The sequence below is a fragment of the Moorena sp. SIO3B2 genome, from assembly GCF_010692525.1.
Taxonomy (GTDB): domain Bacteria; phylum Cyanobacteriota; class Cyanobacteriia; order Cyanobacteriales; family Coleofasciculaceae; genus Moorena; species Moorena producens.
This window is the reverse complement of the sequence record NZ_JAAHHE010000002.1, coordinates 91720-108906: the sequence shown is the minus strand read 5'-3', so window position 1 is coordinate 108906 and position 17187 is coordinate 91720. Positions and strand designations below refer to the sequence as shown.

Sequence of the window (17187 nt, the reverse complement as noted above, 5' to 3'; positions counted from 1 at the left end):
ATTATTTTGGGTAATGACTACAGTTTTTGAAATTAAAATTTGGGATAAAAAAGATGATAATTCTTGTTTCTTTTTGCTGCTATGGGATGACAGAAGAAGGCAGCTATCTGCCAGCCTGAACTATTGCCAGGAAATACAAAGATGTTATCAACGGTGGCGACAGCGCTACACTAGGTTTTACGAATTTACGTCAGTGAAACCTATAGGAGATAGTGGCAGAATTAATCCTGGTTCAGGTGACCCATGTTATGATTTGATGGAGGCAGAAAGAGAGTTCCTCAATGCTTTCCAGCGTTGGTTAGGAGAAGGCGAGGTTCGTAAGATTCAACAGCGGATTCGAGACGAATTCACTCGTGTTGCTCACTTGATATCGGAAGACGGCAAGGGGATTGGTACTCACCCCAGTGTTGATATTTTCGTAGCTTGTGACTCTATAGAAATGGAACGGTTACCATGGGAAACTTGGGAACTTGCTCCTGAAGGCACACCCCTGGGGAGGGTTCGCATTTTCAGAAGCGCTATGGATAATCCGGATCCCATTGCTTGTACTAAGCCCCTGACAGCTTGCAGTGCGACCCCGCGCTTTTTCAAAGCGCTAGGGAACGCGCACCTTAGAAAAACCCGCATTCTAGCTATCTTCGGAGATGATCCCAGACTACCGTTGCAGGATGATTGGAAAGCTGTGCGATCGCTTAAGTCTATTGCTGAGGTCGAGCGAGTAACCTGGCAACCCCATGAAAACCATGTCGATATCAAAACCAAAATTGCTAATGCTATCTGTGATCAACGAGGCTGGGATGTGCTGTTCTTTGCTGGACATAGCGATGAAACCACAACCACAGGAGGAAGACTTGCGATCGCTCCGAATATATCCCTGTCGATTAGTGAACTCGAAGAAAAATTAACTCAAGCTAGAGAACATAGATTGCAGCTGGCCATTTTCAACTCCTGCAGTGGTCTGAGCATTGCCAACTCTCTGATTAAACTTGGGTTACAGGTAATAGTGATGCGGGAACCCATTCGCAATGATGTGGCTCAGAGTTTTCTCCAGCAGTTCTGTAAGCCCCTAGCTGACCATAGAGATGTTTACGATGCACTACTCGAAGCCTGTCAACATCTCCAATCCGTAGAGAAATTTGCCTATCCCTCTGCCTATCTGCTGCCCTCTTTATTTAATCCTCCCGGTTTGATTCCCTATCGCATTGAGCGGTTTGATTGGAAGAAAATGCTGCTGCAGTGGTTACCGACAAGACCAGAAGCGATCGCATTGGGAACAGTTTTACTGCTGAGCGTCATCCCAGCTATTCAAGTAGAATTATTGTTCGATATCCGAGCGTTAGTTCAAGCTGTCTATCGTAATTTGACGAATCAAGTACCAAAGCATACCTTAGCGCCTGTTTTGTTAGTTGCCATCGATCAGGAATCTCTAGATCAAGCTGATGAAGCAATAGAAAGCACACAAGGTAAGTTGATTGATTCCGAATACTTAGCCAAGTTGGTAAGACACCTATACGCCTTGAATGCTCAAGTAATCGGCATTTACTACAGTCGGCATATCTACCAACCTAGATACGAAAACCTTGATCAAGCCATTCGCTCTGCTGTGGAAAAGCAGAATACTTGGTTTGTGCTAGCAACAGATAAACAAGATAAAGTCGCTAGTCGCAAATGGAGTTTAGAAGGGTACATAGACTTTGAGCCTTGGACTATTGAACAGCCTCTAGATCCCACCTGTATAGACGAGTCATGTCCGTTTGCCTATCAGCTAGCAGTAGCTCATCTGCTCAATCACCAGTCATCTTCAGATAGTTTACCCCAGCCAACATTAAACAGTACAGTAGATTTTCAGTCCCAAGTCAGTGATTATCTAAAGCCAGGAAAGACTCACAATCAAGGGCTGATTCCTTTCAATCAATCTGCTCCTCCTTTTGGACTAGCTTCCATTATTGACTTTTCTATTCCTCCTAGACAAGTTTACAAATCTATTACAGCTAAGGAACTTCTCAATTTTCCTGTGCCTAATCCAGAACTCCAACACCATGTGATGCAGCAAGTTGTTATCATCACCCATGGTGACTACAATGACACCGAAGATGACTTTTACTTTCCGTCAGTTGCTGGCTATTGGTGCCATTACTATCAACCTGTTGAACAGGATCTAAAGCAGTGCCTCGAAGTATTAACTAGAGGAGAAGTATTTGCTTATATGGTTCACCATATAATCCGGCAGCATCGGGTAGTTTTTATTCCTGATCATTGGGTTATTTTTCTAGGGGCATTCCTAGGAAAATGGACTACTATTATCCTGGTCAAAAAAACATTACTACAGCGACATGAACAGGTATTAACCTTGGGAAGTATAACAGGAATATACGGATTATTTGTATTGCAGGTTTATATCTCAGCATTAGTATTGATTCCGTGGTTTTTACCGTCAATACTAGTTTGGTTTTACTATAGTTTCGCTATCCAAAAATATTATTTAAGGTAGGAGTGATTTTGAATAAGATATATTCCATGACTAAGCTAAGATCAAAACTTACGAATACTAATACCCAAGTGCCAATGACTCAAACAGAAAAACATCCACGAAAAAGACAAAAAAGACCATGGTGGAAGAAGCCCTTAGATAATTCCATTTTTCAAAACATCGTTAACTCGACAGGGAATGAATTCGAACAGGAAGATAGCTTGACATTAAAGTTATTCATGATTTTAATTATCCTTATTAGTTTTTTTATACTCCCTTTTCTAACTCAGTTTCTAGATTTTCAATGAATAACACTAGTGCTGAGGTAAGCATTCAGCATTCAGCTATCAGCTATCAGCTATCAGCTATCAGCTATCAGCTATCAACTATCAGCTATCAGCTATCAGCTATCAGCTTATGGGTTAGGTCCGATGCGTCGAAGCCTGCCCCACAAGGCTGACCACTGACCGCTGACCACTGACCGCTGACCACTGACCGCTGACCACTGACCGCTGACCGCTGACTGCTGTTGGCGTAGCCTGCGCGTAGCGCATATGCTTACAACTCAACACTGACGCCCTCAAATGAACAAGTGATACCAGAACTGGATAGCTAACTGCATAAGCTCAAAGCCGCTACACCTATGGATTGTAGTAGGAACCTGTAGTAGGGACTTGTAGTAGGTACCTGTAGTAGGTACCTGCTCTGTTGCAGATTCGTAACGTTCACATAGGTCTAGAGGATGAATACTCAGGTAAGACAGTTTAACGGTGTTCTCTTACAAGGGGTAGTAGAAGGATTAATGGATGGTGTCTTGATTCTGAACGCTCAGGGAGAGTTAGTTCATAGCAATTGCTATGGTCGCTTTATTTGTGCTCAACTGGCAGTGGATAGGTCAAAATCTAACGTTGTTCCCAAAGAAATCAGGCGTGTTTGCCAAGCTGTGCTCGACAGCTGTGAGTTATATCCAAATCAGTCAATAATTATCGAGTCTGAAATTATTACTGAACCCTCAACATCTTTTCGGATTCGAGCCGTTAAGCTCACCTTAGACTCCTTTGAAAATCCCTGCATTTTAGTAACACTAGAAAATCACGATCAATATGCTGGGAGTTTTGCGATCGCAGAGGTGAATAAATATGACTTGACTCCTCGTGAGGCCGAAGTTTGGTTACTGCGTCGTGCTGATTACAGCTATCAGGAGATTGCTGATGAATTGCTCATTACTCTCAACACGGTTAAGAAGCACTTGAAAAATATTTATGCTAAAATTAAATTTTACCAATTTAAACAGCAATTTTTAGAAGCTAATTAAATTATTTAGTTATAGCAGCCTAGGGAGTCGGGAGTCGGGAGCGGTGCGACCCCGCACTTTTTTAAAGCTAAGCGTGAACGCGCATTCCCTGGGAGTCGGGGTCATAAAAATGTCTTTAACTATACCCAATTATCGAAAACTACTTCTTCGCTCTCCCCACACTAGCCACACTAACCCCTCTCCCCACACTCTCTTCCCTGTTCCCTATTCCCTTTTCCCTTTTCATACATGCCAGCATTTTGTCTTATTATTTATGACTGATTTCCAAAAATCCAATGATAAAATGGACTAAAGAAGCTATTCACAAAAAGTTCCAGTTCGCAAGCTGCTACTAAATCTGTCTTGAGGTGTTGGCGATATCTAATCAGGTGAAGGATAGTCTTGCCCAAATCATTGATTAGGTAAACTAGAATCATGAAAGGCTTTTGCCAATGTTGAAAGCGCAACATGCGAGTGGGATACCGACTTAAGCCCACACCTCGAAATAATTTCAATAAATAGTCTTTTTCCAAACGCCATTTGGGAATTTGATGCTCAATACACATTTGAGGGTTATGCCAAATTTCCCAACCGGCTTTTTGAATATAGGATAAGGTTTCTATATCTTCTCCTTTAGCAGATAGGGATGTCGCACACACCCCCTTGAGCCAAGGCTGTTCAGGAACATTATTTAACCAGGCTTGCTTACGAATCACTAACCCCGCACCCACAGGAAATACCCCTTGACGAGGCTGATAACAAAATGGCTCTTGACCTCGTTCTATGATAGCGATAAAACAAGCAATTCGGTTAAAGTTTTCCGGTGGTTTAACTTCATAGTCTCCATAAATTTGACTACCATAAGCACCAGCTTGGGGATGGGAATTACCAAAATTATAGGCAGCACTAACCCAATCAGGAGTAGGGAGATTATCATCATCTAAAAACCCGACATACTCACCTTTAGACTCCTGGATAGCACGGCGTCGAGCAAATGCTATCCCCTGTTTTGGTTCAAAGTAATATCGGATCGGATAAGCTTCTGGATGGGATTGATACTCCTGAACAATTTTGCTGGTATTATCAGTGCTGTTATTGTCAATAATTATAATTTCCCAAGCAAAATGGTCAGTTTTAATTTGAGACAGTAATCGTTTTAGAACCTTAGGTAGACGAGTTTCGCCGTTATAGGTACAGATAGCAACTGTGAAATCAATCATGGGTAGTCAACCATTAGAGTCCCTTTTGAATTAAGAATGTAGAATTAAGAATTAAGAATTAAGAATTCTGCATTCTGCATTCTACATTCTGCATTCTGACAGACAACCTACCCTACACCGAATCGCCTTGGGCGAACAACCTTCAACTGCTCTGCCTTAAGCAACCAATATAAAAGTCGTAGCAGCATTATCGATCAGGGTTTCAGCCTGCACCTGATTCAGGATTGCTAAGGTTTCATCACCGAAGCTAATCACAGCGTTGTTACTTTCTTGAGTAACCGATAACTGACCAAAGGTTAACCCATCTGCTAAACCGATGAAGTCTTCACTGACTTGGAAATCCCCAATCGTATCAGTTCCTTCACCAGCGGCCAAGATGAAGGTATCACTACCATCACCACCAGAGCCATTATCACCAAATAGGGTATCATTGCCAAGACCGCCTCGCAGTAGGTCATCCCCAGCATCACCCCAGATTTGGTCATCACCTTTCTGACCAAACAGGGAATCATTACCGGCTTTTCCACCAATGCGATCGCTTCCAGCACCCCCGTAAATTACATCATCCCCTCCAAGGGTATTGTCAGAGGAACGGCTGTTGAAGTCACCTCGTAATACATCATCTCCATTCCCCCCAAAGATAGTATCATTACCTAAAGCACCAGCAACTGTATCATTGCCAGCTCGGGCAATGATTGTCTCATCAGCTTCGGTGCCAACTAGTTCATCATCTAATGGGGTTCCCGGACCGGGGTTGACTGAAAAGATAGTAATGGTTTCACTGTCTTCTTGAGCCACTATCAGCAGGGGTTCACCATTGGGGCTGTCTTCCACAGGAATAAATGTTAGCCCCTCAGGCTCACGGTCTACTGGCTCATCTGGATTGCCACCATTATCATTGGGCAGATATTGGACAAATTCAGGAGCCGTGGGATTAGTGACATCGTAGACAATCACCCCGCCTATTCGTTCGAGGCCGATAAACGTGTAAGTGCGATCATTAATGACCCCGGTGACAATTCCTTCCGGTTCTGGTCCTTGATTGTCACTGCGATCGTCAAAGGTATCAGGAGTGCCGCTAGAATTAAATAGTTCAGGAACTTGCTGAGCTGTAATTCGTTCAAAATCATCACCACTATCAAACACTAGGTTGCCAAACTGATCCCAAATTGAGAAAGAGCGCCCACCGTAGGAGAATAGCTGGTCAAAATCACCATCATTATCCAAATCCCCATCAATGGTAGATATTCTCAAACGACCCAGTTGAGACTCTTGTTGCAAGGTTTCAGCATCGGGAAACGCATCTGGGTCAAGGGTCAAGTCTGCAATCCGTTCCTCTTCATCCCTGATATCCCCTTCATTGGCAGTGACGTAGTAGGTTTGACCGTTTGCCTCAAAAGATGCGATCGCATCTGGTTGGTATAGACCGAAAACCGGCCAATTTTGGATGTTGATGGCATCATCCTCATTACTAGCATCCAGGGCATTGTTCTCACCCAGGTCGATCAGACCTAAGACCACAGGAGTTGGATTGGGGTTCAGAGGAACCGAGCCATCCACCGGAATCTTCTGTTCGAGTACTCCAAAGTCATTGTCATTGAGTACAGCCAGTTTGCCATCATCCAGTAGCGCTAGACCTTCTGGTTTATCACCAGCGAGATACCCAATCGAAGGCAGGTTTGTCACTTTTATCTTATTGACCGCCTGAATCCCAAGAGCATCTAGGTCATCCGCACTCAACTGCTCTAGAGTAGAGTCAGTGGGTAGTGTGGGGGCATCCGGAGCAAGCAAATTAGTGGCTTTTGTCAGGTCTATTTGGAAGATAAACTTCTTTGCTTTATCACCAACTGCGGAATCTCGCTCAATGACAAATAATTTTCCATCCTCAGCGTATACCGCATCACCAATCTTATCTACTCGTCCTCCACTACGTAAAGCAGGGTCTTCGAGCAAGTAAACATACTCAGCAACGGCATTACCTGTGGTAGTATCAATTCCGAGAATCCGAATCACATCCGAGCTATTAGACGTAGCACGGTCTGGATTCTGTAAAGGAGTTTGAATAAAGGCGTAGAGGATATTATCGTCTGGATCCAGAGCTACGGCCTCAAAGCCACGGTTACGGCGGCGATTGGCGTACTCTTCAGGTAATGACTCAGTGCCAAAGGTTCCCACTGCTGCACCAGCCAAGGCAGCTGTTCCTTGGGCAACAAAGCGGTCAATCAGGACACCATCGGTATCAAAGTGGTAGATAGCTGGACGGTACTCATCCACCATCCAGAAGGTGCCATCCGCAGCGATTACTACCCCTTCCAGGTCAGCACCAAACTCATCTAAGGGCAGCAAATTGCCAGATAAGTCTACTGGTTCTTCATCCACCCCTGCAATATTGGGTAGTCCTGTGATTGGTGTGGTGCTATCTTGACGGGTCAAGAAAATGGTTTCGGTAATGGTGATCTCGCCAGAGCTGGGATTTAACTCAAAGCGGATCACGCGAGCTTGGTAATCCGGTAAGGCAAAGGGTCGTTCTTTACTCCCATCCCCATCCACATCAGTGGGTTCACCATTGGGTCCCCGGTCAGGAACCGTTACAAACTTCAAGTTGCCAGTTGCTGCATCCGTCCCTTCGTAGAATAAGCCAGACAGTCCGCCCAGTTTAATCTCCTGACCCCCTTCGGTAGTACCAAGTACAGGCAAGTCATTGAACTCAAATAGCTCTAGGGTGGGCTGACCTTGGCTGTGGTCTTTCACACCCAGAGGCAGGATATCCACCACTGTAGCGGACTCCAGGTCTAGCACCGCAAAGGCATTGTTTTCCTGGAGGTTGACAAAGGCTGTAGTACCATCGCTTGAGACAGCAATGAATTCTGGTTCCACATCCTCAGCAACAGTCTTGTCTGGGAAAATACGTACACCTTTTGCCCGGAATTCCGCTTCACGACCATTGAAGGCGCTGAAGTCTGCTGTAGCGACATTGTCTTGGGTTAGAGTTGCTAACCCACTCGACACATCAATGATACTGATCGATCCTTCAGGATCAATGCCATCATCCGCTACTCCTTCATTAGCAACCAGTATTTTGGTGCCATCAGGGGTAAACATGAGCATATCGGGTAGGGGCCCCGCTTGCACTACCTTCAGGGCATTGGGGTCAGCGGGATTTGTCCGAAACGCCGCAATATCTATAATTGCTACCTTCCCTGGATCAGTAGAGGTGCTAGCTTCTAAGGCTAGCGCCAGTAAACCATTGCTATAGGCTACGCTATTTGCTCCATCAACGTCAGGTATCAAAGAAGCAATATCAATTGGTGGTATTGCCTGAGTTGGATTGCTCGGATCACTGAGGTCTAGCACTTGCACCTCAGTTCCACCAGATACTACAAATAACTCTTGAGATATGGGGTCGTAGGCGGTAATTTCAGCGCCAATCTCACTAGAAAAGCTACCAATTTTCTCTAATATATCTGCCACAAATTTATCCTAGGTAGTAGACGGCGAGTACCTATATCAGCTATTAGCTATCAACTTATTGAAAGTTTTATAGCAAGAATTATGTACTCATTACCCTGTTCCAAAGGAACCGCTTCGCGAATATTAAAATGCCTAATATTTTCTTGATTATCAAGAATTAAACTAATTTATTAGGACTTAATTATTAGGGTTTTGTTGCTCGATTAAATAGGTAGGTTAGTAGCGTTAGCGCTAAGGTTTTATAGTGTTGACTGTCCTTCAGGTTAATTGTTGAGAATCAACAGTTAAACCTCAGCCTATTACGTTAATTTCCTACCTACTTAGTTAGGGGTTGCGTCTGAACTCTACAGCTAGTGTTAATAATTAACCTTTAACCTGGAGATAGTGTGGCGATGGCTGAATAACGCCAACACTGATAGCATCAATATAACATCAATATAACATCAATATAATAGCAAGCTATCTGTGCTTTATTGAACGTTATTGAATAAGCTATTTGCTCAATCTGATCTGCATTCGCGAACGGAACATCCCATTGAGTGTGAACTAATTCAAAAAGAACAGCCAATGGAATTACCCACTCATACTAGGCTTATGACTAGCATGATGCTACCATGATGATAGCTATCACCTTGACTCCCTTCGGGTATGAGGATTTAACTTGATAATCCAGCCACATCAAGACGGACTTTATTTATCTAGTTACCCATAACCTTGGTCTGGAGTTCAACGGAGTCTACCTAAGCTGATCTTCGATTCATTATCAAGTAGATTTTACCCTTTCCCTGATTTCATTGCAATCACTAGTTCAGCAACACCGACTTAAGGTTTTATTGAATTTTACTGTCTTGGATTTGATACTCTTCGATTAGCAAACTAAATCCAAATCATTGTAAGCATTCAGCCGTCAGCCGTGAGCTTTTAGCTCACGCTATTTGAGGTGCCGTCAGCTTTGTGGCACAGGCTTCTAACCTGTGACTTTCGTTACTATTAAACTAATGCTTACCTGTTTTATTCAAAAGCTGTTCGGTGTAGCGTTCCCATAGCCCATCAGCACATCAAGTAGCGTGCCCATAGCCCATAGCCCATCAGCTGATAGCTGATACGCGACACGCTGATAGCTTACAAATCATTTGTCTTTGATCTAAGCAACTGGGCTATAGATGCCCGCTGGCTAAGCACCGTCTTCAGAGATGACCAAAGGAATCTGGGTAGCTTTAACCTACCAGTAGATGCTATCGGTCAGACTAATTAAGCCATAGGTTACTTGACTTAATATATTTTTGGATTTACGTAAAACTATACTAGAAAAGAGTGTACTATAGTCAACTTTACATAATCTTACAGAATTTGCTCTTTTTGTTACATCAGCTTTACTTAAAATTTACACGAGTAGCTACAGGTTTGGGTTTGGATCCAAATTCGGGTGGGTGTAGGGTCTTACCCTCTTGTGCGAAGATCTTCACACTCACTTTTACGCTTCCTAAGCCTGAGATATTACTCCTTCAATTAAACCCTCTAAAATTTATGATTATAAAGTCATAGCAAAGGTATAGCAGAAGTCAGAAGTCAGAAGTCAGAAGTCAGAAGTAAAACTATTGCTATACTTAGCTTTGAGACTTTTGTCATGTCCTAACTGCCCTGGCGACTGCTATAACAGGGAGCAGGGAGTAGGGAGTAGGCAATATGGAGCAAAAATTATCATATCAAAATTACGACATTAATTGGTACATTATCGATTTATTATATTTTTTATAATTAAATTAATGTTATTAAAATCAAAATTAATAAATATAAAACCACAAAAAAATTAACTTCAACTTATTAAGTTAATCAGTTTTATAGCATTTATAAAATAGTTTAATTACACAATTTTTTGATTTTCGGGAACAGGGAACATGGGTAAAAGTGTGGGAAGTATGGGAAGTATGGGAAGTGTGGGAAGATGCGGAAATGGAACACATTTTTATAGTTTTTCCGATACTTACGAGGTACATTTAATTTTCTTACCCCCACTCCCGACTCCCGACTCCCGACTCCCTATTCCCCTACTTCCTAATTTGATAATTGCTATAAAATAACGAAATCCCTTTCAGCAAGGGTTGTTACTCCTAACACTACTGCTAGGGTTTCATCTCCAACATTGATAAGAGAATTATTACTATCGGAGGTGATAGAAACTTCACCAAAGCTCAAACCATTGCCTAAACCAATGAAGTCAGTGCCCAGCTCGAAGTCTGTAATCGTGTCAGTACCTTCCCCAATCTCTAGGACAAAGGTATCACTACCACTACCATTAGAGAAGTTATCTCCAGTCAGAGTATCATTACCCAGACCACCACTTAATAGGTCATCCCCAGCATCACCCCAGAGTTGATCATCTCCGAAGCCACCATAGAGGGAGTCATTACCAAATTTACCGCCAATGCGATCGCTTCCTGAACCACCATAGATAATATCATCCCCACCAGCCTTACCATCTGGGGACCTGCTATTGTTATCTCCGCGCAGGATATCATCACCATTGCCACCAAATAAAATATCATTACCTAGTGCCCCAGCAATGGTATCATTTCCACCAAAGCCATTGATCAGATCAGCATCAATAGTCCCAATCAACTGGTCAGCCCCTTGAGTACCGTTAATCTCAGAGGTGGCTTCTACTATTGCTGTCGGAGATTGAATATGATCGAGGTCTAGCCCAAATGCTAGGAATTGGGTAATCTGGCTGTCATTGAAATTGTTATCGCTAGCAACAATTAGGGATTGTCTGCCATCCGGTAAGGTTGGACCAAATGCGATCGCTTCACTATTGTCGAGACGAATACCTAAGTCATCGAAATCCAACAGTAACCGTTTCTCAGCTACTTGCTCAACCTCTAAGAGTCCACTATCTGGGTCAGTGGGGTTGCTCAATAGGTTATCAACATCACTGATATCTGTAGCGTCTTGGAGCCGGACTTCATATAGCCTGAGATTATTTCCGACACCAACTGCAAAGGATCGCTCTAGGGCTAGTAAGGTTCCGGTATTATCTAGCGCTAGTAATTCTACTAAACCATTGTCAGCAAAACTGCCAGGAGGGTCAGGCTGATTGGGAATGGTGTCAGTGATGTAGAGGAATTCTTTAGCAGGTTCCCCAGTTTGTAAATCATACTGTAAAATCCGAACAGGGCTTTCATCTTCTAGTGTCGAAGCCGGACCATCCTGAATCAGAGCATTCTCTACTGCAGTATAAAGGAAGCGCTCATCTGGGCTAATGGTCAGGCTTTCAAAGGCACGATTGTTACGAATGCCCCTGGTTCCATCTGAGGTAGGTAAGAACTTATCTGGTACCGTCAGCTGATTGAACTCTTGTCCTGCTAGAGAGAATTCATTGACGAAGGGATTAAGAAGATTGTTAGCATCCCCTTCAGAGGATATAAACAAGGTTCCAGCACTAGTCAAGGCAATCCCTTCTGGATCAACACCCCGTTCTGGGAAAGGCTCACCGCTAGCATTCCGTAGAGTAGTGACATCTGTAAACCCTACATCACCGTTGTCTAGACTACCATCACTTAAATCAATATCAATAGTATAGAAACGAGCGGGAGCATTTTGGCTGCGGTCATCAGATAGACCATAGTAGACACCATTAGCAGGATCGTAAGCTAAACCAGAGATACCGCCAACTTCTGTATTCTCAAACTGCAATCGAGTATTAAAGCTAACCTCTCCGAGGAAGTTAATACCAGTGACAACCTTGGAGTTAGTATCTACCACTGTCGGCTCTACCTCAACATCAACATATACTAGACGGTGGTCAGAACTAGGAAAGGGGAAATCACCCACTAGCTCAAAGGCAGGGTCATCACTTTTCGGCCAGAAAACCGTTGCGTCAGTGATAGTCAGATTTTGAGAAGGCAACACATAATCCACCCGTAGGTTGCCAGGACCACCAAAGTTTTCCTCACCAAAGTCAGCGGTGTCAAAGGCTGGATTACCTCCATGAGTCAGGTTATTCAATCCCTGGCGGTTGCTAGCATCCACCCCTCCCTCACTGGAGGGTGTAACAGAGGTGTTGACTAATGGGTTATCTAGAATTTGCAGGATGGCATTATCAGTACTATCCCCATCAAAGGGGTCAGCATTTTGGTCTCCCATGATCACAAAGCGATCGCTTGCCAACAGACCACCGAAGTTTCCTTGGTCATCATAAATGTAATCCCCAGCTCCGGGAGTGATATAGTCTGACCAGAACCGAATCTCATCGTGATTACGGGTACCGTTGCGGTCTTCTAGACCATCAAACACTGGAGGAGTAGGATGGCTAGCGAGAACATGAACCGTTTCACCGTTGATATTAATGGGAATATCCCAGTGACTCTTGGAAGAGAGGCGGAATACAGCTAATTCTTCCTCAGAGTACCAGGATTCCCCAGTTACTGGATCTACAGGAAGCAACGCATCTGGCATATCTTTCCAGAGGAAGTTTTGAAAGGTGCGTATATTCTCCGTATCAATCGGGTGTTTGGAGAATAGCACCATCCCAAACTGTCCTGGAAAGAACCCGAAGCCAAACGCATCATTACCCCCGCCAACTTCCCCGTTATTATCTAAGTCAAATCCAGAGGGAATCCCGGTGTTAGAAGGTGCGAGATAAACATAGGGAAAGTCAATCGCTGTCGCACCATTCTGACTAACCGAAAGATAGTTATCTTGGAAAAGTTTGGCCGCTTCTCCATTCTCATCGAAATCAAATTCATTGATTAGCAATACATCCGGATTAGCACGCTGAATAATTTCAGCCACTGCCTTGGCTTGGTTATTATCATAAGTAGATAAATATTGAATTAAATCCCCTTGATTGGAGCGATTCAAAGAAGCGTTAAAGCTAGAAAAGCGAACGTCAAGATTAGACATATTAATTTTTTTTATACCTAAAGTTCGAGCACCTCAGTCATCAACTTAGTTACCTCAATACTGCGTCGGTTTTGGAAGTTCAATTCCTGGAGATCCCCCCTAACCCCCCTTAGCAAGGGGGGAACAATAGCTATGGCTCCTCTGGCTTCCCCCTTATTAAGGGGGACGGGAGGGGGATCCTTAACCCACGCAGTATTGCGTATTACCAAATAATAAAAACCGGGTAATCCTTTAATTACCCGGTTTTACAACGGATTAGATGATCGTGAAATCAGCCTCTGTTAGAGGATTAGCGATCGCAAAAGTTGCTAATAGTTGATTCTCCAAACTAATGCGAGCATTTTGCGAATCTTGTTCAATGGATAACTGACCAAAGGTCAAACCATCGGCTAAACCAATTAAGTCAACTCCTGCCTGGAAATCGAGAATGAAATCTGTACCTTCCCCAGCAGCTAAGACAAAGGTATCACTACCGCTAATACCAGAAGAGTCATCACCAGTCAAGAAGTCATTACCTAATCCACCTCGGATTAAGTCATCACCTTCATTACCGAAGATAAAGTCATCTCCTGCACCACCGTAGAGTTTGTCATTGCCGAGATTGCCGTTAATCCGGTCATTGCCTAAGCCACCGAAGATAACGTCATCTCCGCCAATGGTGCTATCAGCAAAGTCTCCCTGCAATACATCATCTCCAGCTTCACCCTGAATCAGGTCATTGCCCAGACCGCCATCAACGGTATCATTGCCTTCAGCAGCAGTAATGAAATCGTTACCTAACTCGCCAACAATTTCATCACTATCTGGAGTACCTGAAATAAAGTTGGGGGCTGGAAGACCTAATAAAGGATCTACATCCAGGGGTTGATCTAATTCGATCAGAATAACTTCGTTATTATCAATATCCGGACCCCGTCCTACGGAGAAGGGATAGTTGTTGTCATTGGCAACTAAGATCGTATTCTGATCAATCACCAATACATCTTCGATCGTGACAAATGGGAAGGTAAAGGTGAGTTCACCATCCCCGTTCACATCATCTGGGTCAGGAATGTTGAGCAAGTCAACTACTTCCTCTTTGGCAACAAAGCCATTTTCATCAATCTCAGACAAGTCAATCTTAAAGATTTTCTTGAACTGAGCCTCCGCTCCTTGCTTACCATCCCGCTCTATGACTAAGAACTCGTTGTCATTGATGGGGGTAAAATCCCCAATCGGATGACCGGGAACATCGGTACGGTAAAATCCTACCAGACCTTGGTATTCACTGGAAGCAACATCAAACTCATAGATGCGTAGAGCATCCTCTGGGTCCCCATCTACTACACCTTCGAGTAGGGGATACAAGGTGGTGCGGTCAGGGCTAAATGCCATGCCCTCAAATCCGCGAGACCTAGATAGATTAGGCAGTATAGTTTCTTGGTCAACTACAATTCTTCCAGTTTCTGGGAAGTCTGTAAAGAAACCATCTACTCCAAGCTCAATCAATTGACGGAACTCATCCTCTGGGCTTTGAGGGGTACCATCAGGGTTGAGGGTCAGGAAGCGCTCTTCATTACGTAGGGTGTAGGGGTGAATCTGCATTCCTGCATCATGAGCCCAATCGATGAAAGGACGAACTTCACCAGTGAGCTGGGTAGTGATTTCAGCAATGCCATCACCATTGCCATCAACAGGAGTATCGATCGATTCCCGCAGCAAAAAGCTGTTTTTCCAAGGACCAACACCCTCAGCGTAGTTAGCGCCAATGTAGTCAAAGACTGTCTGAGTGGCTAAATCTTGGTAAGTGGTATCGGGAATACCATCACCAGTGACATCAGCACCAAAGTCGGGAACAATGTCAACTAAATCGCCGTAGGTAGCCCGAGCCTCTTCTGCGGTAAAGTCAGGTTTGCTGAAATTAGCAACAATATCGTAGGGAGCAGAAAAACCGCCACCACCAGCATTTAGGAATTGATCGTCTACATCTCCGTAGAGCTGTACTAGGGGTAGATTTTCCAATCCAGCCCCAGGTAGCAAGTTATTTTGTAAATCAATTAGGTTAGCTACTTCAAAGGATTGGATGAAAATCCGGCTGGGGTCGGTAAAACCAGTTTCTTGTAGGGTTGCGATTAAAGGCTCTTCTAGGGATAAGCCTTGGTCATCGAAGAATGTAGGATGCTTGGTTTCAGGATAGATACCGATTTTTTTACCAGTTTCCGCTTCTACCTGCTGGAGTAGTTCGATAACCTCTTTGAAAGTGGGAATTTCAAACTGACCATCGAACTCATCACTACGGAAGTCACGAGACTGAACAGCACGCAGTTGCTTGATTTCTGCTAAGGTAAAATCTTCAGCAAAGTAACCAGTAATTTCTTCACCATCCAGCAGTTTGGTGGACTTGCGGTCTTCACCAAATACATCAGCTACGTTAGTGGTGTCATCTAGCAACGGTTCGTGACGAGCAATCAAGACACCGTCTTTGGTGATTACTAGGTCAGGCTCAATGAAATCAGCCCCTTGTTCAATGGCAAGAGCGTAAGCTTCTAAGGTATGCTCTGGACGCTCACCGCTAGCACCCCGGTGTGCAATCACTAGAGGAGGATCACCATTGAGGCTATTGAATTGTAAATCTGGGTTTTGAGGCGATCGCACAAATTCCCCTGTGGTATTCCCGGGGATATTGGGAGTAGAAATAGGGGCTTCGAGCAGTTTACCAGTGCTATCGAAGTGAAGTATAAACGGACCGAATTCGTCACCAATCCAGATATCGCCCTTAGCATCAATCACAAAAGACTCGATATCAAAATCCGCCCCGGTCAGAAAGCGTCCGCTACTGTCTTCGTTGACAATCTTGAAAGGAATTTTGCCATCAGGGTCAGACAGTTGAACAAAGCCTTCAATCTCTACACTACCATCTCCATCCTCTGCACCCTTGAAATCAGGGTTAACTTGATAGAGTCTGAGTAGGTAATCCGCACTATTCTGTTGGGCTCCAAAACCGTTATCTGATAGAAACCAAAAAGAGCCACCCCCACTAGGAGCAAACTGAACACCACTAAAGCCTTGAACAGGTTGTCCATCAAACGGACCGGTGCGACCATTGGCAGAAATCGGTTCACCGTTGCCATTGTCTGCACCAGACTGGGGTCCCTCTGCAAAGGTATCAGCTGGTAAAGATGCAAATCCTTTTAATTTCATAAAATCCTGGAATCAACGAGACTAAAACTCTCGAATTTAGCGTTTTTATATCTAGAGACTTAGAAGCACAGAAACTAGCTAAATTGTGTCAGCATTTCAGCTTTCAGCTATCACCTAGTACGTAATTGTTGCCAACCTTAAATCGCCTTGGCCTAGGTTTACGTGATGATTGAAACTGGCTGACCTCCCTTAGTAAGGTTTTCATTTCCAGGTTAAATTTTGATTGTATTTATATAAACATAATTATAAGGTTTGGTTAAAGCTTGTTTTTGAAGTCGCTGTAAATTTTTAGTGTAATTTTATCTGAGTAGGGTATAAATATTTTGTAAAGTTAACCTAGATTTAATATTAACTTAATTTTTTTAGTTTTTTATTAACCTTGAGCCTAGAGATTTTTTATATAATCCCTGACTAAGTAAGGTTTCGGCCAAAAATTTTGTTATCAACGATTTTAACAATTAGTTTTTAGCAAAGGGAGTAGGAAATAGGAAACAGCGGATCTGGAAATAATTATTTTTGATTTTTTTTAAGTAAGTATTCAGCCGTTGGCCACGCAACTTGGTATTAGCATTTAATTGTGAAAATGCAATAGTTTTTGATAACACTTTTATCTCACTCCTCTCACTAATCCCACTAATCCCAGTTGCCCC

General features: G+C 43.5%; 8 protein-coding genes. 3 read left to right on the top strand and 5 right to left on the bottom strand.

Features of this window, described 5'->3' with window-relative positions:
* Positions 1-13: 13 nt before the first annotated feature.
* Positions 14-2491, top strand: coding sequence for a CHASE2 domain-containing protein (locus tag F6K38_RS00710; RefSeq protein WP_008178480.1), 2478 nt, complete (start codon positions 14-16; stop codon positions 2489-2491).
* A gap of 401 nt (positions 2492-2892) precedes the next feature.
* Here F6K38_RS00710 and F6K38_RS00705 read toward each other — a convergent pair whose 3' ends face one another.
* Positions 2893-3024: a hypothetical protein gene (locus F6K38_RS00705; protein WP_267871970.1), complete on the bottom strand. Its 132-nt coding sequence runs from the start codon at positions 3022-3024 to the stop codon at positions 2893-2895.
* A 188-nt stretch (positions 3025-3212) separates the two neighbouring features.
* Here F6K38_RS00705 and F6K38_RS00700 point away from each other — a divergent pair, with 188 nt between their 5' ends.
* Positions 3213-3785 (top strand): helix-turn-helix transcriptional regulator, encoded by a 573-nt coding sequence (locus F6K38_RS00700; protein ID WP_008178483.1) that lies wholly within the window; start codon positions 3213-3215, stop codon positions 3783-3785.
* Positions 3786-4036: 251 nt separating this feature from the next.
* Here F6K38_RS00700 and hpsE read toward each other — a convergent pair whose 3' ends face one another.
* A complete protein-coding gene (gene hpsE, locus F6K38_RS00695; protein WP_008178484.1) occupies positions 4037-4984 on the bottom strand; it encodes a hormogonium polysaccharide biosynthesis glycosyltransferase HpsE in 948 nt (315 codons plus the stop codon).
* A gap of 156 nt (positions 4985-5140) precedes the next feature.
* Positions 5141-8455: a choice-of-anchor I family protein gene (locus tag F6K38_RS00690; RefSeq protein ID WP_287355897.1), complete on the bottom strand. Its 3315-nt coding sequence runs from the start codon at positions 8453-8455 to the stop codon at positions 5141-5143.
* 1898 nt (positions 8456-10353) lie between these two features.
* On the opposite strand from F6K38_RS00690, the gene F6K38_RS00685 reads away from it, so the two are divergent.
* On the top strand, positions 10354-10536 hold the full coding sequence (locus tag F6K38_RS00685; protein WP_287355896.1) for a hypothetical protein: 183 nt from the start codon (positions 10354-10356) through the stop codon (positions 10534-10536).
* Here F6K38_RS00685 and F6K38_RS00680 read toward each other — a convergent pair.
* Together F6K38_RS00680 and F6K38_RS00675 are read right to left on the bottom strand one after the other, a co-directional pair.
* A complete protein-coding gene (locus tag F6K38_RS00680) occupies positions 10526-13357 on the bottom strand; it encodes an esterase-like activity of phytase family protein (RefSeq protein WP_287355895.1) in 2832 nt (943 codons plus the stop codon). The genes F6K38_RS00685 and F6K38_RS00680 overlap by 11 nt on opposite strands.
* Positions 13358-13612: 255 nt before the next feature.
* Positions 13613-16537, bottom strand: a complete 2925-nt coding sequence (locus F6K38_RS00675; protein ID WP_287249301.1) for an esterase-like activity of phytase family protein — start codon at positions 16535-16537, stop codon at positions 13613-13615.
* Positions 16538-17187 lie beyond the last annotated feature (650 nt).

Excerpts from the sequence above, each read along its gene's own strand:
- F6K38_RS00710 (WP_008178480.1), top strand. The coding sequence starts at position 14 with ATGACTACAGTTTTTGAAATTAAAATTTGGGATAAAAAAGATGATAAT.
- F6K38_RS00705 (WP_267871970.1), bottom strand. The coding sequence starts at position 3,024 with ATGCGCTACGCGCAGGCTACGCCAACAGCAGTCAGCGGTCAGCGGTCA.
- F6K38_RS00700 (WP_008178483.1), top strand. The coding sequence starts at position 3,213 with ATGAATACTCAGGTAAGACAGTTTAACGGTGTTCTCTTACAAGGGGTA.
- hpsE (WP_008178484.1), bottom strand. The coding sequence starts at position 4,984 with ATGATTGATTTCACAGTTGCTATCTGTACCTATAACGGCGAAACTCGT.
- F6K38_RS00685 (WP_287355896.1), top strand. The coding sequence starts at position 10,354 with ATGGGTAAAAGTGTGGGAAGTATGGGAAGTATGGGAAGTGTGGGAAGA.
- F6K38_RS00680 (WP_287355895.1), bottom strand. The coding sequence starts at position 13,357 with ATGTCTAATCTTGACGTTCGCTTTTCTAGCTTTAACGCTTCTTTGAAT.
- F6K38_RS00675 (WP_287249301.1), bottom strand. The coding sequence starts at position 16,537 with ATGAAATTAAAAGGATTTGCATCTTTACCAGCTGATACCTTTGCAGAG.